This window comes from Embleya sp. NPDC001921 (genome assembly GCF_053594475.1).
On the sequence record NZ_JBSFEO010000006.1, the window covers coordinates 292,506 to 309,844 of the forward strand.

Annotated in this window: 17 protein-coding genes; 10 read left to right on the plus strand and 7 right to left on the minus strand. The window is 70.9% G+C overall.

Translation table 11 applies throughout. From position 1 onward, the window contains the following. Window positions 1–31: 31 nt before the first annotated feature. On the minus strand, window positions 32–646 hold the full coding sequence (locus ACWCPW_RS09950) for a TetR/AcrR family transcriptional regulator (protein ID WP_449761064.1): 615 nt from the start codon (window positions 644–646) through the stop codon (window positions 32–34). 242 nt (window positions 647–888) lie between these two features. Further along, entirely contained in the window at window positions 889–1,113 is a 225-nt protein-coding gene (locus tag ACWCPW_RS09955) for a hypothetical protein (protein WP_449761065.1), read from the minus strand. Window positions 1,114–1,373: 260 nt separating this feature from the next. Between ACWCPW_RS09955 and ACWCPW_RS09960 the strand changes: the two genes are divergently transcribed. After that, a complete protein-coding gene (locus ACWCPW_RS09960; protein ID WP_449761066.1) occupies window positions 1,374–2,069 on the plus strand; it encodes a carboxymuconolactone decarboxylase family protein in 696 nt (231 codons plus the stop codon). Window positions 2,070–2,168: 99 nt separating this feature from the next. Continuing rightward, entirely contained in the window at window positions 2,169–2,795 is a 627-nt protein-coding gene (locus tag ACWCPW_RS09965) for a pyridoxamine 5'-phosphate oxidase family protein (RefSeq protein ID WP_449761067.1), read from the plus strand. Window positions 2,796–2,952: 157 nt separating this feature from the next. Here ACWCPW_RS09965 and ACWCPW_RS09970 read toward each other — a convergent pair whose 3' ends face one another. Continuing rightward, window positions 2,953–3,951, minus strand: a complete 999-nt coding sequence (locus tag ACWCPW_RS09970) for an NlpC/P60 family protein (RefSeq protein ID WP_449761068.1) — start codon at window positions 3,949–3,951, stop codon at window positions 2,953–2,955. A gap of 865 nt (window positions 3,952–4,816) precedes the next feature. Here ACWCPW_RS09970 and ACWCPW_RS09975 point away from each other — a divergent pair. Next, complete coding sequence (locus ACWCPW_RS09975; RefSeq protein ID WP_449761069.1) at window positions 4,817–5,248, plus strand: hypothetical protein; 432 nt, start codon at window positions 4,817–4,819, stop codon at window positions 5,246–5,248. Window positions 5,249–5,650: 402 nt separating this feature from the next. Beyond that, window positions 5,651–6,508, plus strand: a complete 858-nt coding sequence (locus ACWCPW_RS09980; RefSeq protein ID WP_449761070.1) for an alpha/beta fold hydrolase — start codon at window positions 5,651–5,653, stop codon at window positions 6,506–6,508. Between the two features lie 198 nt (window positions 6,509–6,706). On the opposite strand, the gene ACWCPW_RS09985 is transcribed toward ACWCPW_RS09980, so the two are convergent. Beyond that, window positions 6,707–8,260 carry a helix-turn-helix domain-containing protein gene (locus ACWCPW_RS09985; protein ID WP_449761071.1) on the minus strand — a complete coding sequence of 518 codons (1,554 nt, stop codon included), beginning with the start codon at window positions 8,258–8,260 and terminating at the stop codon, window positions 6,707–6,709. Window positions 8,261–8,435: 175 nt separating this feature from the next. Here ACWCPW_RS09985 and ACWCPW_RS09990 point away from each other — a divergent pair, with 175 nt between their 5' ends. From ACWCPW_RS09990 to ACWCPW_RS10005, 4 genes are all read left to right on the plus strand, one after another. After that, entirely contained in the window at window positions 8,436–9,137 is a 702-nt protein-coding gene (locus tag ACWCPW_RS09990) for a DUF4232 domain-containing protein (protein WP_449761072.1), read from the plus strand. Between the two features lie 284 nt (window positions 9,138–9,421). Next, window positions 9,422–10,219: a MerR family transcriptional regulator gene (locus tag ACWCPW_RS09995; RefSeq protein ID WP_449761073.1), complete on the plus strand. Its 798-nt coding sequence runs from the start codon at window positions 9,422–9,424 to the stop codon at window positions 10,217–10,219. After that, window positions 10,216–11,118 carry a hypothetical protein gene (locus ACWCPW_RS10000; RefSeq protein ID WP_449761074.1) on the plus strand — a complete coding sequence of 301 codons (903 nt, stop codon included), beginning with the start codon at window positions 10,216–10,218 and terminating at the stop codon, window positions 11,116–11,118. Before ACWCPW_RS09995 ends, ACWCPW_RS10000 begins: the two co-directional genes overlap by 4 nt. Window positions 11,119–11,472: 354 nt before the next feature. After that, window positions 11,473–12,066, plus strand: coding sequence for a YbhB/YbcL family Raf kinase inhibitor-like protein (locus tag ACWCPW_RS10005; protein WP_449761075.1), 594 nt, complete (start codon window positions 11,473–11,475; stop codon window positions 12,064–12,066). Window positions 12,067–12,146: 80 nt separating this feature from the next. Here the strand turns inward: ACWCPW_RS10005 and ACWCPW_RS10010 are convergent, their stop codons facing one another. Continuing rightward, window positions 12,147–12,443 (minus strand): hypothetical protein, encoded by a 297-nt coding sequence (locus ACWCPW_RS10010; RefSeq protein ID WP_449761076.1) that lies wholly within the window; start codon window positions 12,441–12,443, stop codon window positions 12,147–12,149. A gap of 262 nt (window positions 12,444–12,705) precedes the next feature. Here ACWCPW_RS10010 and ACWCPW_RS10015 point away from each other — a divergent pair, with 262 nt between their 5' ends. Both ACWCPW_RS10015 and bla read left to right on the plus strand, forming a co-directional pair. Next, complete coding sequence (locus ACWCPW_RS10015) at window positions 12,706–14,253, plus strand: FAD-binding oxidoreductase (protein ID WP_449761077.1); 1,548 nt, start codon at window positions 12,706–12,708, stop codon at window positions 14,251–14,253. Between the two features lie 273 nt (window positions 14,254–14,526). Then, a complete protein-coding gene (gene bla / locus ACWCPW_RS10020) occupies window positions 14,527–15,438 on the plus strand; it encodes a class A beta-lactamase (protein ID WP_449761078.1) in 912 nt (303 codons plus the stop codon). 106 nt (window positions 15,439–15,544) lie between these two features. On the opposite strand, the gene ACWCPW_RS10025 is transcribed toward bla, so the two are convergent. Beyond that, window positions 15,545–16,357: an SDR family NAD(P)-dependent oxidoreductase gene (locus tag ACWCPW_RS10025; protein WP_449761079.1), complete on the minus strand. Its 813-nt coding sequence runs from the start codon at window positions 16,355–16,357 to the stop codon at window positions 15,545–15,547. A 96-nt stretch (window positions 16,358–16,453) separates the two neighbouring features. After that, window positions 16,454–17,317 (minus strand): helix-turn-helix transcriptional regulator, encoded by an 864-nt coding sequence (locus ACWCPW_RS10030; protein ID WP_449761080.1) that lies wholly within the window; start codon window positions 17,315–17,317, stop codon window positions 16,454–16,456. Window positions 17,318–17,339: the final 22 nt, after the last annotated feature.

The window sequence follows — 17,339 nt, forward strand, 5'->3', positions numbered from 1 at the left end:
CGCCGAACATCCGGGACATCGGCCGCCCGGGTCAGCGAATGCCGACGAGCTTCCGAAGGAACCGGTCGATTTGCTCGTCCAAGGACGTACGCGCTTCCTCGGGCTGGTTCAGGTGCATGGAGACGGCTCCGTGTACCGCGCACCGGAGGTCGAAGGCAACGACGACCGGGTCGGCGGAGCAAGCCGATCCGGCGTCCATACAGCGCTGGACCGCCTCGACGGTCCGGTCGGTGATGTCGCGTTTGAACGCCATGTGCGCGCGCCGATTGAGCGTGCTCTCGTACATCACCTTGTACAGTCCGGCGTGCTCGCAGGCCCACGCGCTCAGCACCAGGAGGCGCGCACGCAGCCGCGCCACCGGATCCGCGGCGGACGCCTCGGCTTCGTCGACCGCGTGGGCCAACTCTCGGTGGCATCGTTCCAAGGCGGCGACGACGAGGGCATCACGGTCGGGAAAATGCAGGTACACAGACGTCGCCGCCACGCCGACCTCACGGGCCACGGCCCGCATCGACAGCGCCTGGTCGTCGGCGAGTTCGTCCAGCAGTCGCGTCGTCGCCACCAACATCTCGTCGCGCAGGCGCTCGCCCTGCCCCCGCCGGTTGCGGCCGCGGGCAACCCGTGGAGTCGTGGGAACGTCGTTCACGCCCGCAGTGTAGACGGCACCCGGACCACCTGTAGCCCTACGCCGGTAGCACTACAGCAGTAGTGGCCTGCGGCCCGTGCCGGTGCCGCGACCTGCCCGATTCCGTACCGCCCGCCCCGTGTCGGGCGAACACCTTCGCCGTGATCACCTGTGACCGCTGACGTCGTCGCGGGTCGCGGCTCTGCGGTCTGCCCGGAAGCCCTCGCCGAGAGCGGGGCTTCCGGGATGCCGGTGGGCCCGGGCTAGTGCATCCACAGCGCCCAGACGTGGGCGTTGACCTGTTGGCAGTAGAAGTACGCCCCGTGGTTGGGGTACTGCGCGACGGCTCCGGCGCGGCAGTCCTCGGCGGACGTGTAGTAGCCGACGATGTAGGTGAAGTCCGGAGGTCCGCCCTGGGCGGCCGCGGGTGCGACGGAGCCGGCCGCGAGAGCGAGAACGAACGCGGAACCGATCAAAAGCTTGCGCATGAGCCCAACCCCATTCTCCCGGACGGTCCGGCCCGGGGAAACGACGTGCGAGGACTGACGGTTCGTGCCGCGCGGCGAACCCAAGCTAGCCGTCCGCCCCACCTCGGGACAATAGGTCTATACCTTTGCCGTCCGATATATCCCTCCGCCGGGCGAGGCTTCGCCGCGGGGTCGAGGTTTTCGATCCGGCGTTTGTTGTCTCGGACGACTCATATGGCTACAGTCGTAGCGCTACAGACGTTCACTTACGAGGAGTCATCATGGCGCTACCGACTCGGGCCGCGGTCGAGGAACTGGATCCTTCGTTCGCGGAGATGGCCGCCGCAAGCTTCCGGCTCGCCGGGGCGGGAGCCGAACTGTCGTCGCGTGAAAAGGTTTTGCTCAGCCTGGTTGCGGATGTCTGCACACAGACCCTCGGGATGCCGTACGAATTGCATGTACGGGCCGCCTTGGACAACGGCCTCGACGCCGACGATCTGCGCGAGCTGCTCCGCTTCATCTCCTACGACAGCGGCTATCCGGCGGCACTGGCCGCTCTGGCGCGACTGGTCGAGATCGAGCGCGAGCACGACCTGCCCGGGCCGACCGGACAGGCGCATCGGCTGGACACGGACGGCACCGGCAGTCCCATCCCCGCCGCAATGCGCGCCGAAGTGCACGCCCTCGACCCGACGTTCGCCGACTACATGGATCTCCAGTCGCGCATGCGCGCCGACATGTCCAGGATCGGTGTCCGCGAGCGGGCCTTCGCCACGATGACGGTCGATGTCCTCTACCAGACCCTCCAGGAGAGCTTCCGCGCCCATGTCGGCCGGGCCCTGGGCACGGGTGCCACGCCCGACGAGGTCCGTGCCGCCGTCCGCGCCACTTCGCCGTTCGGGATGACCCGCACCTGGCGCGCCCTCAACGTCCTGGACGCACTGCTGACCGAGCCGGCCACCGCCCCGGGGTCGTGAGCGGCACCTGATCGGACGTACCGAAGACCCACACGCGCACGGCGATGATTTCGGCGCGGACTTTCGGTCTACATGAGCAAGGACAGGAAGGAGTCCGCCATGTCTCGGCACGGACCCGCGGAACAACCCACGACCGAACTCGACGCCCGCTACAGCTCCGCACTCAACCCCCGCCCCGGCGCCGCGGATGTCACGGCCACCGAATGGGCCGAGGCCCAGCGCCGAATGCGCGCCGCCGAGATCTTCTGGGTGACCACCGTGCGACCCGACGGGCGGGTGCACATCACCCCGTTGATCGCCGCCTGGCACGACGGCGCGCTGTACTTCTCCACCGGTCCGGGAGAGCAGAAGGCAAGGAACCTGGCCCACGACGAGCACTGCGCGCTGCTGACCGGCGGGAACTCGCTCACCGAGGGGCTCGATGTCGTGATCGAGGGCACAGCGAAGCGCATCGACGATCCGGCGCTGCTGGAGGACGTGATCGCGGCCTACGAGAGCAAGTACGGTCCGCACATCACGTCGCCCGAGGGCACCTTCCACGGAATGGGGGACGCGATCCGTAAGGGCAGCGTGCTGGTGTTCGCGGTGGCCCCGGCGACCGCGTACGGCTTCGGCCGGGACGAGGGGGTTTACACCCACACGCGGTGGACATTCCGAGCAACCGGCTCCGCCTCCCGGGTCGCGCCGCCGGCACCGGGAGGTGTGGGCGGCGGCTCAAAGGGGTGATTCACCACCCGACGCGGCCGAGGCCGCCCCTCGTGACATCGAGGGGCGGCCTCGGCTCGTCGGCCGGGTGAACGGACGCGCGGATGGGCGAACGGGAGGATTCTCATCTCCGTGCCGATGCGCGGGCGGTACGTTCGTCGGCGTGCCGCGATCGCCTCTAGCCGGGACGAACAGCCCCGTAGAAGAACATGGTGTCGATCGAGGCCTCGGTGATCTGCGTACCGGGTCGCGGTGCGTGAATCATGCGACCGCCACCGATGTAGAGGCCGACATGCGAGTTGTCCCGGTTGAAGAAGACCAGGTCCCCGGGCTGAAGCTCCGCCTTGCTCACCCTCTTGCCGTCATTGATCTGCGTGGTCGTGACGCGTGACAACTTGACGTTCGCCGCGGCCCAGGAGGCTTGGGTCAGGCCCGAACAGTCGTAGTTGGTGGGGCCTGTCTTGCCCCAGCCGTACCACTTGCCTATCTGGGCGCGCGCGAACTGGATCGCGGCGGCGGCGCGCCCGGAGGCCGGCACGTCCGTCGCGGGCTTGTCGCGCGAACTGCGGTCGGCCCGGCTTCCCGGGTCGGCTTCGTGCTCCGAGGAGGCGAGGATCTTGGCTCGCTGCTCCCTGGTGACGGTGTTGAGCAGGCGCTCGGCCTCGGCGAGTTTCCCCTGGATCTCGGTTTTGTTCCGGTTGAGTTCGGTTCGCAACTTCTCCAGCTCCGCCAGTTGCGACGAAGCCTCGGTGCGGTCCTGACTCAGAGCACGTGCCTGCGCGGCGATCTGGCGCAGCTTGGCAGCCTGTTGGCTGTCCAGTTGCGCGATCATCTGCGCCTTCTGCAGGTAGTTCTCGGGGTCTCCGTTCAGCGCCAGGGAGAGCGTCGCCGGAAGCGTGCCGCCCCGGTAGCGGTCGGCCGCGACGACCCCGATCTGATCGCGCAGCATGTTGAGCTGATTCTGCTCGTCGGCGACCCGGGCCTGCGTGCGATTGGCTGTTTCGCGCAGCTTGTCGGTCTGTTCCTGGACACCGTTGAAGACTTCGGTGGCCTTGATCGCGTCGCTGTGCAGCTTGTTGACCTGTTCCTGGATCTGCTGCAGCGAAGGCTGGGGGTCGGCCTGGGCGGAGCCGGCCAAGGCGATCGTGCCGGTCATGGTCGCGGCGACGGTGACCACGGTCGCCACCGCGCGGGCGGAGGTGCGCGGTTTGGGCTTACGGTGCTGTCCGCACCGATGTCTGGACGCCACTGGGGCGGTTCTCCTTCCTCGGCCGCCTACCGGGCCGAATGCCGGACACTCGATTCGGCGGCGACGACCGGGCGACCCGGGCGGGCCGGGTGGCCGCGACCCCGAAGCGATCGTCCGTCGAAGGAAGGCCCACCCCAGCCATCCGACGACCATGACCCCGGCCTTCACGTTACCGAATCTTTATCGTACATGCTTCGCCTTCGAATTCATCGCGACAGTTCCGTGAACAGTCGAGAAGATCATAAATGAGAGCTATGTCCGATGCGTTTCGTGGCGGATTCGACGATGCCACCCGAATATCGCGTCCGTGCGGGGTATTCCGAGCGCGGATCGGCGCATATTTCGGAACCGCGAGCGTCCATATGGCGATGGAATGCCCTCTGCCGCGGCCCATCGTTCGGCCGGACGCGTGGCGCAATCTCGGCCGGTGGTCGACCCGGCGAACGAGGAGCCTCGAATGAGAGCCTTCGAAATGCGGGATTCGCTCCTTTTCGGATTCACCCTCGATCCCGCAGCCGACCGATTGATAAAGCTCGTACGAACACGCGGGATCTCCGCATTCCTCGCATCCGGATCGGCATCCGCGTCGGCGTCCGGTGTCGGTGTCGGTGTCGGCGGTTGCGCCGTCGCCTGATGCGCAGGGTGCAGGCGGCGGGCCGACTGCCACACAGGTTGACGACGAAGACCAACCCGCGGTGGGAAGCCGTGGAATCCGCGGTCGGCTTCCCTGGTACTACACGGCGCGGTCGACTCCGCGTCGCCAAGTGCACCACCGTCGAAGGGAGTTCGAACCATGAACACCGGAAAGCGCTTCGCACTCGTGGCCGGCGTGCTCGCGGCACTCGCTGCATCCGCGGCAGTGGCGACACCGGCCGGGGCCGCACCCGTCGCACCGCCCTCGGCCCAGGCAGCGGCAGAAAGCTGCACGGACTGGCGGGACATCCGGACGTCGGGCAACTCCACCGGCCTCAGGTACCGGGAGTGCGACCGGGGCAGCGGCACCCAGAAGCAGACGAAGGCCCAGATTTACCTGTGGGACAACAAGCACGACGGCAAGATCGCCCAAGCCCACGTCATCACCGGCTGGGGCAAGGGCGGCATCTGGTACACCACCTGGAGCAAGTACTACGGCTGGGGCGACGAGAGCCGGCACAGCCCCCTGATCGACACCGGCTGGCACAGCGGCCATGACGTCAAGGTGACTCTCGCCGCCGTCCGCGGCTGACGCGACAACCCTCGAACGGGCCACGCGCACCCCGATCCCGCCGCATGACCGATATCGCGGGCACGGGAACGCGGCCGAACAAGAACGACGGGCGGGCCGTCCGCTCCACCGAGTTGCCACCCGGCGGAGCGGACGGCCCGCCCGGAAACCGGACGGCGACCGCGACGGCGACCGTGACGGTGTGCGGGCTGCGGGCTGCGGTGTGCGGGCCGCAGATCCGCCGCCGGTGTCCCGACGGGCGGATCAGCGCAGGGGCGAGCGCGAGTTCGGTGTAGCCGTCGGCGTACTCGGGTGGCCATCCGCCAAACTACTTACATTGACTGGTCAAGGTAAGTAGTTTTACCTTGAATGGCCAAGGTAATGAGAGGAGGCGTCGTGCGCGGACGAGCCACGATTGCGGCGATGACCGAGGTGGCGGCGGCCCTGGGCGTGACGGTCCACGCTGCGGTACCGCCCCGCGAGATCCGCTTCTCCCGCGCGGGCTGCCGGCTGCACGGACTCGACTGGGGCGGAACGGGGCCTGCGGTGCTCCTGTTGCACGGTGGCGGATTGACCGCGCGCACATGGGACTTCGTCTGCCTCGGCCTGCGCGGCGCCGCCCGACTCGTCGCGCTGGATCTGCGTGGGCACGGCGACAGCGACTGGTCCGAGGACTACCGGATCGACACCATGGCGGCCGACGTCGTCGCCGCGGCCGACCACCTCGGCTTCGATCGGGTCCGGCTGGTCGGCATGTCGCTCGGCGGCGTGGTCGCCGCCCACGTCGTCGAGTCGCGGCCCGATCGGGTGGAGCGGTTGGCTCTTGTCGACGTCGCGCCCGGTGTGGACTTCGAAAGCACCCGGCGGGTACGGGCGTTCATGGCCGGGCTCGGTCCCGTGCGAGAACTCGAGACGGTGGTCGAGGCCGCGATGTGCGTCAATCCGCGCGGCGACCGCGCCGCCGTCGCCTACCGCATGAGCACCCTGTTTCGTCGTGCGCCCGACGGCGTCTGGACACCGAAGGGCGATCCGCGTCCCCCGGACTTCCCCGCCATCCTCGCGGCCATCGACCGCTTGGAGGCTCGGCTGACCGCGCTACCGGTCCTGGTGGTGCGCGGCGAACGCAGCAGAGTCCTCCCGCAGGCCACCGCGGAACGCCTGGTCGAGCGCATCCCGGACGGGAGACTCGTGGTCGTGCCGAACGCGGGGCACAACGTCCAGGAGGACAACCCTGCGGCGCTGACCACCGCACTGCACGCGTTCCTCACAGGCGAGTCGTGACACAGGAGCGCTTGGCGTCGACGCCGAAATGAACAAGATGGATACGCCGCCGCCGCCCGTGCCACGTATGGCGGCGAAAGGGTTCGGCGCGCACGAAGCGCGTCCAGACACGCGGGCGAACTCCCAGGCCGCCCGACCGTCCTCGCCCGACGGCGCGGCCTTCGATCGCGCCGGTGCGGGCCCTGGTGTGATCCGCTGTCATTCCTGTCGTTCGACCCACTCCCCGCCGCCCAGCGGGTAGTCGTAACCGGGGCGGCCGGCGTCGGCGCTGGTGCGGAACGGGGTGCCCTTGCTGTCGATGTGCTCCGTGCCCCGGCGGTCGCCGCTGGACCAGTCCAGGGTGAGGTCCCAGCGGACGTCGTGCGCCTTGGTGTGCACGGTGACGTAGAAGACCTCCGGGTCGGACGCGCTGACCTTGTACGGGAAGTCGCCCTGGCCGTTCTTCGCGGTGATGACGGGGCTGCCCTTGTCGAGGTCGATGTCGAACGACTTGGTCTCGACCCCGCTGCCGCAGCCGACGCCCATCGAGTAGTCGTTCCAGGCGAGCGGCGCGTTCTTGCCGACGACGCGTATGTGCAGCGCCTCCAGGACCACGGTGTCCTGGCCGCGGCCCTGGATGGTGAGGGCGATCTTTTGCTCGTTCGAGGAGACCGCGCCGTACGCGCCGGCCCAACGCGGGGCGTCCCGCTCGCCCGCGGGCGGACCGACCTGTTCGGGGGGACTGTCGACGAGAAAATGCTGGCTGCACGGATTGTTGTAGACGTAGGGGCGAATGCCCACATTGAGCGGGACGGCGCCGGCACCGCTGTCGCCGGCGGGCTCCCGCGTGCCCGGCGTACCGCCGCTCTTCGAGGCGCCGGGCCCGACCTTGCCGGAATCGGCCGTGACGGCCGAGGCCGACGCGGTGCCGTTGGGAGACGGGGAGGAGGAGGCTCGCTCGGTGGGTCGTTCCGTGGCATGCGCCGCGCCGGTGATTGCGGCGGCGGGACCGGCTGCCCGGTGATCGCCCGCATCGTCGCCTTCGGTGTCGGAGAACGGTTGTACGACGGCCATCACGACTCCCAGCAGGGCCGCCACCGCGACGAAGGAGGTCGCCACGGTACGACGGCGCCGTAACGGTGCGGGCTCGCGAGGCGCCTCGGCCTCCGCGGACTCACCGTCCCCGCCCTGGCCCTGGCCCTTTTCGTGCGACGTCGCCGCGCGGGTCGAGCCCGTTCCGGTGACCGGCGCGGGGGCCGAGGCGGAGCCCGGCGCCGCCGCCGAGTCCGAGTCCGGATCCGAGTCCCGCTCGCTCGTAGGCGTCGTGCTCGCCCGCTCGGCCGAATCCTCCGCCGCGCCCGCACCCACCGTCTCCGACGAGCCGACCGCCTGACCCACTCCCCTCGGACCGGCGCCCGGTCCCGGACCCGACGCCGGGTCCGCGCCCGATGCCGGGGCCGGATCCAGCACCGGCGCCGTCGCCGCCGAATCCGCCCGGCGCCCCCGTGCCGCGTCCGCCAGGATCCAGCGCCGGTGCACCTCCACCAGTTCCTGCGGCGTTGCCCGGCACACCCGGGCGAAGCGTTCCACCGGTGCGTAATCGCTCGGCACGGCGGTGCCGTTGCAGTAGCGGTGCAGTGTCGACGTGCCCGTGTGCAGCCGCTTGGCCAGCGCGCCGTAACTCAGTCCCGAGCGGTCCTTGAGCTCCCGCAACTGGCGTGCGAATGCCTCCGTTTCCTCGGCCCCCGTTGCCTCCGACACCCGTTCCTCCATGCCTCGTGTCCCATGCACGCGTTCCAGGGACGCTGCGTTTCCCCTGCTCAGGGCGGGATTTGCCGTTCCGGCGTCCCGAACTGCCCGCCGCGTCCGGCGGTTGGGACAACCCGCCCCGCAAGCTCGTGATCATTCAAGCAGCACCCCCACCCGAACACCGAAGGGGCTCGACCTCATGTCCGGCAACCGCACTTCCCGCTCTCGTCTCGTCGGCGCCGCCACGTTCGCGCTCGCCGCGCTCCTGCTGACCGCGTGCAATGACGACAAGGACGCCGACGCCAAGGCCTCCGCCACAGCCCCGGCGCCCGGCGCCGCCTCCACCGCGCCGCCGGCCACGGCACCGTCCGCGTCCGCCCCCGCCGGTACCCCCTCCTCCCGGCCCTCTTCCGCGACCGGCAAGCCCGGCCCGGCCACCACCCAGGGCCCGGCCGGCCGCACGGACTCCGGCGCCGCGGTCACCTGCGAAGGCTCCAACACCAAGACCGTCGCGGCCCCGCTGAACCGCCCCGTGAACCACATGCTTCTCACCGTCACCAACACCGGCGGCAAGCTCTGCGCCCTCTACGGCTACCCGGCCGTGCGCTTCGGTGAGGCCCAATCCGTACCCCCCGTCATCGAGGCGTCGAAGCCGCAGGCGGTCGTCATGCTCAAGCCGGGCGAGTCCGGCTACGCCTCCGTCAACCTGTCCGCCGCCGACGGCAGCGGTGGCACCGGCCACACCGAGAAGTCCCTCACCGTCTACTTCCACGGCCCCTCCGGCAACGAGAACGTCGGCACGGGCGCCCACCCGTCGCTGCCCGCGAACGGCATCCACGTCGACGACTCGCTCAAGGTCACGTACTGGCAGCAGTCGATGGACACCGCGACCGACTGGTAGGCACGCACCGTTGACGTGAACGGACCCTCCCACGGGCAGCGCCGGCAAGGCCCGACCACCGCGGACCCGTGGGCCGGATCGCCGGCGGATGGTCGGAGTCGCTGTCGGCGGCGGGTCGGGGGCGCGCACGGCCCGGGCGGGGGCGTGTGTATGGCGGGGCGCGGGCATGCGGGGGCCGCCTCACACCGCGTGCGGGGTGCGACGGAACGCGCGACACAAGGCGCGACCGACTCGCGGGGGCGACAGCTTGACCTTGTCGTAGCGTCAACGTTTCTACTGGTGGCATGCGAATCGGAGAACTAGCCGCCATCGCCGGCGTCACCACTCGCGCCGTGCGCCACTACCACCGCATCGGCCTGCTGCCCGAGCCGCCTCGGCAGCCCAACGGGTATCGCGAGTACTCCCTGCGCGATGCCGTCGAGCTGGCCCGCCTGCGTCGGCTCACCGAGCTCGGCCTGAGCCTGGACGAGGTCAAGGTCGTGTTGGCGGACGACGCGGGCAGGGATCTCGTGGAAATCCTCACCGAGTTGGACGCCGACCTGGCCCGCCAGGAGGACGCCATCCGGCAGCGCCGCGCCCGCCTGCGCCAACTGCTCGAACAGGGCGAGCGGACCGGACGGTTGCCCGCCGAGGCTCCCGTCTCCCCCGAACTCGCCGCCGTCTTCGAGGACATGGCCCGAGCATCGGCGCTGCTCCCCGGTCCGGAGCCGGCGATGGCCGCCAAGGAGCGGCAACTGCTGGCCCTGTTGGAGACCGGATCACCGGACGGCGACCGCGGCTGGCTCGACGCCCTCGTACACACCCTCGGCGCCGACCCGGAGGCGATGCGGCGCGCGTACGAGGTCTACGCCCGACTGGACGAACTGGCCGACGCCGCCGAGGACGACCCCCGGGTGGAGCAGGCCGCCCGGGCCGTCGCCGAGAGCGTCCCGGACGCGGCGGTGCGGGCGATGGGCATCCCGGACCAGGACGTGCCGGAAGACGAAAGCGGTTTCCTGGGCGCCTTCTTCGAGGATCACTCCCCCGCCCAGGCGGCGGCCATCCGCCGCGCCATCGTGCTGCTCCGGGAGCGTGCCGGATGAAGGGGCTGAGGAAGATCGTGCGCTGGTCCTTCGTCGCGCTCCTTCCCGGGGAGTTCACGATGATCCTGTGCCTGGTCGGCGGCGTACGCGTCCCTTCCACCGCCCGGGCCGCCTCGGCCGCGGCGACGCTCACCATCGCCGTTCTGGCATCCACCCTGCTCGCCCTCGACCACCGCCGTCACCGCCGTACCGGCCTCGCACGCCGCACCGCCTTCCTCGCCGCGATCGCCGACACCGTCCCGGCGCCCGTACGCAGGCTGACCGCTCACGAGGTGTTCCTCTCCACCAGCTTCCTGCGCTGGGCAACCCGCCGCGGCCCGCACGGGGTTCGCGACGGCGACCTGCCCGTCGCCTACGCCCCCGGTCAAACGGCGTTCGTGTGCTGCTTCTTCTTCGTCTCCGTCGTCGAGACCCTGGCCCTCGCGTTCCTGATCCCGTGGCCGGTCGTGCACGCCGTCACTCTGGTCATCGACATCTGGGGCTGCTACTTCATCGTCGCCCTGCACGCCTCGTGCGTGGTCCGCCCCCACGTGATCGGCCCGGACGGGTCCCTGCGCCTGCGCTACGGCGCCCTCCTCGACATCCACATCCCCGCCGACCACATCGCCTCCGTCCGCCTCGAACGGAAGTTCCCCGAAGGCAGATCGGGCACCGTCGACGACAACGGCGTCGCCGACCTGGCCGTGGCGAGCCAGACCACGATCACCGTCGAACTCACCGCCCCCGTCCCGTACCGACGCCCCCTCGGCAAGCCCGCCCAAGCCCGCGCCTTCCGCTTCTACGCCGAGCACCCCGAGCCGGCCGTGGCGGCCCTGAAGGCCCGCGTCGCGTCCCTCGGAGCCGGCACCGGCGCCGAAACCCGCACATCCACCACGCCCGGGCATCCCCGGAGCCGCTGACCGGCGGCGGCCCGCTCACACCTCGGGGGCGTGTCGGCTCCCTGGCCCCGCTGCCCGCCCTCGGGCCGGCCGCGTTCGATGCCGTCGTCACCGAACACAGGGCGGCGCATACGTCGTTCACACGAGAAAAGTGCATCGTTCGCCGAGAAAGTGGCATTGGCCGCCGGAATCCGGCGTGCCTACGCTGGTTCGACCGCACGCGTACGACGCTTGCCCCACCCCCACTCGCCCCACTCCGACTTGCTCCGCCCCGGCTTGCCCGTCCCGGCTTGCTCCACCCCGGCTTGCCCCGTATCCCCGCTCACCCATGGACGGACCGACCACAGGGACCACAAGCATCCTCGGGAGCCTCCAGTGAGAAGCACAAGAATTGTGCTGTGCGCGCTGCTCATCACCTGGGCCGTCGCCGTCCCGCCCGCCGTCGCTTCGTCGGTCGCACCGGCATCGTCGGCAAACCGGAGCGCGTTCGCCCTGTCCAGCGCCGCCTTCGTCGACGGCGGCTTCATCCCCAAGATCCACGAGTGCACCAGCGGGGGTGGCACCGACCCCGCCAAGAGGAACGAGTCCCCGCCCCTGACCTGGTCCGGTGCCCCGGCCGCCGCCAGGAGCTACGCGATCGTCATGCGCGATCTCGACAACGCCAACCTCATCCACTGGGTCATCTACGACATCCCGGCGACCACGACCTCCCTCCCCCAAAACGTCGACCACGCCTACCGCCCCTCGGTCCCCGCGGGAGCCAGGCAGATCTACTACCGGGGAAGCGCGAGCCTCTACGGCTACCAGGGCCCCTGCTCACCCTCGACGGTGAACACCTACGAGTTCGTCGTGCACGCACTCGACCGGCCGTCCCTGCCCGGCCTGAACTCCGGTTCCTCCACCCAGACCGCCGCCAGGACCATAGCCGCGGCCTCGATCGCCTCGGCCGGGATCCGCGGCGAGTCGTAGCAACCAATCGGAGGAAGCCCCTGCGAACGGGCGGACTTCGCAGGGGCCAAGGCCCGGCCGACAGGCCGAGCTCCGTGACGCTAGGACCGGACCCGAACGCTTGCGCCGAAGGCGCTGTCCTCGACGCCCGGCTGCAGGGTCAAGACCCTCGCACCGGTGCAGTTCGCGCCCGAGTAGACGTCCACGGCACGGTCGGTGTCGTTGACCACGTCGAGTGGTTGCGGTTGCGAGCCCACCCCGATGCAGCCACTGGGGTCCTCGTGCAGCGTGCCGTTGATGATCAACACGCCTTCGGCGGCGTGGGCCGAGGTGGCCGTTGCCGATGTCATCACCGTTGCGGCGGCGCAGGCGGCCAGGACGTGTGCGATACGGCGCATGGGTTCCTCCGGTTGAGATGCTCCGGTCCGTTCGCCGGAGCCCGGACCCCTCATGCCCAACCGATTGGTATTAAGCGCTCGCATGCGGGAGATCCACCCGAAAGGCGTCGGCGGCCGGCCGCAGACGCCGAGACCGAAGACTCGCGTCCGCCGATGGGCGTAATCCGGCGCGCCGTCGGCCCGTTCCCGGGTGAGGATGGCAGCGACGCAGTGCCGCGTGGCCGACACGCGGCGCGCACGGGTCGCCGGGAGATGTGAACGTATGACGATCGATCGACGGGGGTTTCTGACCGCGCTGGGGGCCGGGGGTGCGCTGGCGGTGACGGGGACGGCGGCCGGGGCGAGGGCGCGGAGCGGGACGCCGGTGTCGCCGGCGTACGACGCGCGGCCGTTGCGGGACATCGCAGGGCAGCGGGTGCCCGGGTCCGTGGCCGGCCCGCCGGACTGGGCGGCGTTGAAGGCGCGGCTGGATGGGCGGCTGCTGTTGCCGGAGGACCAGGGGTACGGCGTGGCCCGGCTCGGATACAACGAACTCTACGACGATCAACTGCCGGCGGCGGTGGCCCGATGCACCTCCGCGGCGGATGTACAGAGTTGCCTGGACGCGGCCCGTGGGCACGGGGTGCCGATCGCCGCGCGCAGCGGAGGGCACAGTTACCTCGGGTACAGCGTGCCCAACGGCGGGCTGGTGATGGACCTGCGGCCGATGGCGCAGGTCCAGGTGCAGTCGGACGGGACGGTGCGGGTGGGATCGGGAGCCCGGCTGATCGAGGTGTACGCGGCGCTGGCGGAGGCCGGGCGGCTGATGCCGGCCGGCTCGTGTCCGACGGTGGGGGTCGGCGGGCTGGCCCTGGGCGGCGGGATCGGGGTGTTGACCCGCAAGTACGGACTGACCTGCGATCGGCTGGTGTCGGCGGAGGTGGTCACCGCCGACTCGCGGGTGCTCACCGTCTCCGAGTGCTCCGAGCCGGACCTGTACTGGGCGCTGCGCGGCGGAGGCGGCGGCAACTTCGGCGTGGTCACCCGGTTCACCTTCAGCACCGAGCCGGCGCCCGCGCTCACCGTCTTCTCGCTGCGCTTCCCGGCCGGTTCGGCCGCGTCGGTGATCGGGGCCTGGCAGGAGTGGGTCTCGGACGCGCCGCCGGAGCTGTGGTCGAACTGCGTGGTCTCCGGCGGTACGCCGCCGAGTTGCCGGGTGGGCGGATGCTACGTCGGGGCGGAGGGCGGGCTGAATCCGCTCCTGGACCGGCTGATCGCCGCCGCCTCGACGCAGCCCACCTCGCGCACCGTGCAGGGCAAGAGCTATCTGGACACGATGAAGTACATGGCCGGCTGCGCCAACGACACCATCGCGCAGTGCCACCCGACCTTCGAGGGCGGGCGGCTGCCGCGAGCGGCCTTCGTCGCCGTCTCCCGGGTGTTGACCGCTCCGCTGGACGCGCAAGGGGTGGTGCGGTTGATGGCCGGGCGTACCGGGATGGACCTGCTGCTGGACTCGATGGGCGGCGCGGTCTCGCGGATCGCCCCCGACGCAACGGCCTTTCCGCACCGCTCGGCACTCGCCACCGCGCAGATCTACGCGAGCACCACACCGGCCGGCAAGGAGGAGGCCACGGCCGCGGTGGACGCCGTCCGGGACGGCCTCGAGGCGCTGGGCGCGACGGGCGCGTACGTCAACTACATCGACGCGAACCTGCCGGACTGGGGTACGGCCTACTACGCCGGGAACCTGTCGCGGCTGAAGGCGGTGTCCCGACACTACGACCCGGACCAGGTGTTCACGTTCCCCCAGTCGGTGGCCCGGGCCTGAGCGGCACGGCTCTCGTGGGGCGGTGGCGTGCGCGAGGACGCGACGCGCCGCTCGTCCCAAGGTCCGTACAGCGTTGCACACCGTGGTCCACGACGCACGAGTCGCCGTGGTCCACGACGCACGGGTCGACGTATCGGGCGGGCCGGCGGGTGGGCGGGTGGGAACCGTTTCGGGTGAACCCGCATCCGCAATAGGCATGGATGGGTTTGGACGGCCCGCGAGGGAGCGTCCTCATGCCGGGTGGCGCCGCACGAGCAGAGGGAAGAAGTGGTCATGGAGTTGCGACCGACTCGGCGTGGGGTACTGGGCGGGTTCGCCGCAGCGGCTCTCGGCGTCGTTCTCCCCGTCGGGGGAAGGGCCTTCGCCCAAGGCACGGGCGACAACGAGCGGATCGTCGGTCGGTTGCGCGCTCTCGAACAGGCGCATGCCGCACGGCTGGGGGTCTTCGCGTGGGACACGGTCACGGGCAGGACCGTGCACCACCGCGCGCGCGAAGTGTTCCCGATGTGTTCGACGTTCAAGACGATCGCCGTGGCCGCGGTCCTGAGGGACCTCGACCGGGACGGCGAGTTCCTCGCCCGACGCGTCCGGTACACGCGGAAGGACGTCACCGACTCGGGCTACGCGCCGATCACGGGCCTGCCCGAGAACCTCGCCGACGGCATGACCGTGGCGAACCTGTGCGCGGCCGCCATCGACCACAGCGACAACACCGCGGCGAACCTCCTGCTGCGCGAACTCGGCGGCCCGAGCGCGGTCACCCGCTTCTGCCGTTCGATCGGGGACGAGGTGACCCGGCTCGACCGATGGGAGCCCGCCCTGAACTCGGCGGAGCCGGACCGGGCGACCGACACGTCGAGCCCTCGCGCGATCGGCCGGACGTACGCGCGGCTCGCCCTGGGAAACGCCCTCGACGCGCGGGACCGCGAGCGGCTGGCCGGGTGGCTGCTCGCCAACACGACCGGCGGCAACCGCCTGCGGGCGGGGCTGCCCAGGGACTGGATCGTCGGGGACAAGACCGGTACCGGCGGGTACGGCACCACCAATGACGTGGGCATCGCCTGGCCACCCGGTCGGGGACCCATCGTCATGGCAGTCCTGTCCGCCAAGCACGACGCCGACGCACCCGCGGACGAACCCCTGATCGCCGACACCGCCGCGCTGGTGGCAGCGGTACTCGCCTGACCTCCAACCGCACGAAGCCGGGCTCGGGCCGGCGAGGCGGACGCGTTGACCGGTGCCGCGCCGCAGTTCGACAGCCTCGCCCCGGGGCCCGGGATTCGCCTGGTGCTCAGAGGAGTTGGGCGGGGGTGGCGGCGGTGAGGCCTCCGTCGACGACGATGTCCCGGCCGTTGATGTAGGACGCTTCGGCGGAGAGCAGGAAGGCAACCGCCGCGGCGATGTCGTCCGAGGTGCCCACGCGGCCTGCGGCGACCACCGCGCCGACGCCGGCCTGGGCCTCGTCGGAGGCCTCGGCACGGTAGGCCGGGGTGTCGGTGTAGCCGGGGCTCACCGAGTTGACCCGGATGCGGCGCGGTGCCAGTTCGGCGGCCAGGGTCGGGGCGAGGCTGTGCGCGGCGGCCTTGGTGGCCGTGTAGAGCGCGGTGTTGGGAACCCCGTGGTGCACGGCGAAGGACGCGTTGATCAGGATCGCGCCCCCGTCGGCGAGCAGCGGAAGCGCCTTCTGCACGGTGAAGAACGCCGCCTTGAAGTTGCCGTCGACGACGCGGGTGAACTCGGCTTCGGTGACCTCGCCGACGGGCTGGAAGGCGCCGATGCCCGCGTTGGCGAACACCGCGTCGAGGCGGCCGTGGCGTTCCCGGATCGCGGCGAACAAGGTGTCCAGGTCGGAGGGGTCGCTCGCGTCGCCGGAGATGCCGAGGACGCGGTCGCCGCGGATGGCGGGGGCGGCGGAGGCATCGTCGGGGGCGGGGGCGGCGGAGAGGTCGGCGATGGTGCTGTCGAGGCGGACCTTGTCGCGTCCGGTGACGATCACCTGGGCGCCCTCGTCGAGGAGCCTGCGGGCGGCCTCCAGGCCCATGCCGCTGGTACCGCCGGTGACGAGGACGATCTTGCCGCCGAAGCGGGAGCTGTTGTGCGTCATGGATCCAGCGTGCGGGACCGGTTCGCGGCTATACAGTGCGCGTTTATCGTGGGTGTGGCACCACCAGGATGATCCGCGCGCGCCCCGCCCGAGGGGTCAGGCCGGGGTGGCGAGCCGCAGGTGGGGCAGGGTCGCGAGGCGGGCTTCGGTGTCCGTGCCGGGCCGCGGGTTGTACAGGACGACGTGCCAGTACGGGTGGTCGGCGACGGTCAGCGTCGTCGCGTCGAAGTGCAGTTCCCCGGCCTCCGGGTGCCGCAGCGCGTTCACGGCCTGGGCGGGGGCGCCGACGTCGTGCCCGGCCCACAGCTCGGCGAACTCGGGGCTGGCGTCGCGAAGTCCGTCCACCACCCGTGCGAACCCGGAGTCGCCCGGCGCGTGGGCCGCGTCGGCGCGGTACGCGGCCACCACCGCGGGCGCGCCTGCCGCCCACAGGTCGGGCATCGCGCGGTAGCGGGGGCTGGTGAAGTACGTGACAAGGCAGTTGCGGGCGGTGCCGTCGAAGTCGAAGACCGCGCGTGCCGGGTCGTTGAAGGCCAGGACGTTCCAGGAACGGTCGCGCAGCACCGCGGGCCGCGGGGCCCACGCGTCCAGCAACTGCCGGATCTCGGCCGTCACCTCGGCCGCGGGCTCGCCCCCGGCGGGCGGCGGGTTGAGACCGGCGAGCAGGTAGAGGTGGACGCGCTCCGGATCGCTCAGCCGCAGCGCACCGGCGATCGCGTCGAGCACCTCGGTCGAGACGGTGATGTCGCGACCCTGTTCGAGCCACGTGTACCAGGACACCCCGACCCCGGCCAGCACCGCCACCTCCTCGCGGCGCAGCCCCGGAGTACGACGCCGGCCCGCGGCGGACATGCCGACGTCGCCCGGCGTGAGTCGCGCCCGGCGGTCCCGCAGGAAGTCCCGGAGCGCCTCGCGGCGTGGGTCCGAGGGGCTGCCGGAAGTCGAGGAAGTGCTGGTCATCCCCCCACTCTGCCGGCTCTCG

Bases quoted from the DNA above. Each gene is read 5' to 3' on its own strand.
- ACWCPW_RS09955 (WP_449761065.1), bottom strand. From the start codon at position 1,113: ATGCGCAAGCTTTTGATCGGTTCCGCGTTCGTTCTCGCTCTCGCGGCC.
- ACWCPW_RS09960 (WP_449761066.1), top strand. From the start codon at position 1,374: ATGGCGCTACCGACTCGGGCCGCGGTCGAGGAACTGGATCCTTCGTTC.
- ACWCPW_RS09965 (WP_449761067.1), top strand. From the start codon at position 2,169: ATGTCTCGGCACGGACCCGCGGAACAACCCACGACCGAACTCGACGCC.
- ACWCPW_RS09975 (WP_449761069.1), top strand. From the start codon at position 4,817: ATGAACACCGGAAAGCGCTTCGCACTCGTGGCCGGCGTGCTCGCGGCA.
- ACWCPW_RS09980 (WP_449761070.1), top strand. From the start codon at position 5,651: ATGACCGAGGTGGCGGCGGCCCTGGGCGTGACGGTCCACGCTGCGGTA.
- ACWCPW_RS09985 (WP_449761071.1), bottom strand. From the start codon at position 8,260: ATGGAGGAACGGGTGTCGGAGGCAACGGGGGCCGAGGAAACGGAGGCA.
- ACWCPW_RS09990 (WP_449761072.1), top strand. From the start codon at position 8,436: ATGTCCGGCAACCGCACTTCCCGCTCTCGTCTCGTCGGCGCCGCCACG.
- ACWCPW_RS09995 (WP_449761073.1), top strand. From the start codon at position 9,422: ATGCGAATCGGAGAACTAGCCGCCATCGCCGGCGTCACCACTCGCGCC.
- ACWCPW_RS10000 (WP_449761074.1), top strand. From the start codon at position 10,216: ATGAAGGGGCTGAGGAAGATCGTGCGCTGGTCCTTCGTCGCGCTCCTT.
- ACWCPW_RS10010 (WP_449761076.1), bottom strand. From the start codon at position 12,443: ATGCGCCGTATCGCACACGTCCTGGCCGCCTGCGCCGCCGCAACGGTG.
- ACWCPW_RS10015 (WP_449761077.1), top strand. From the start codon at position 12,706: ATGACGATCGATCGACGGGGGTTTCTGACCGCGCTGGGGGCCGGGGGT.
- bla (WP_449761078.1), top strand. From the start codon at position 14,527: ATGGAGTTGCGACCGACTCGGCGTGGGGTACTGGGCGGGTTCGCCGCA.
- ACWCPW_RS10025 (WP_449761079.1), bottom strand. From the start codon at position 16,357: ATGACGCACAACAGCTCCCGCTTCGGCGGCAAGATCGTCCTCGTCACC.
- ACWCPW_RS10030 (WP_449761080.1), bottom strand. From the start codon at position 17,317: ATGACCAGCACTTCCTCGACTTCCGGCAGCCCCTCGGACCCACGCCGC.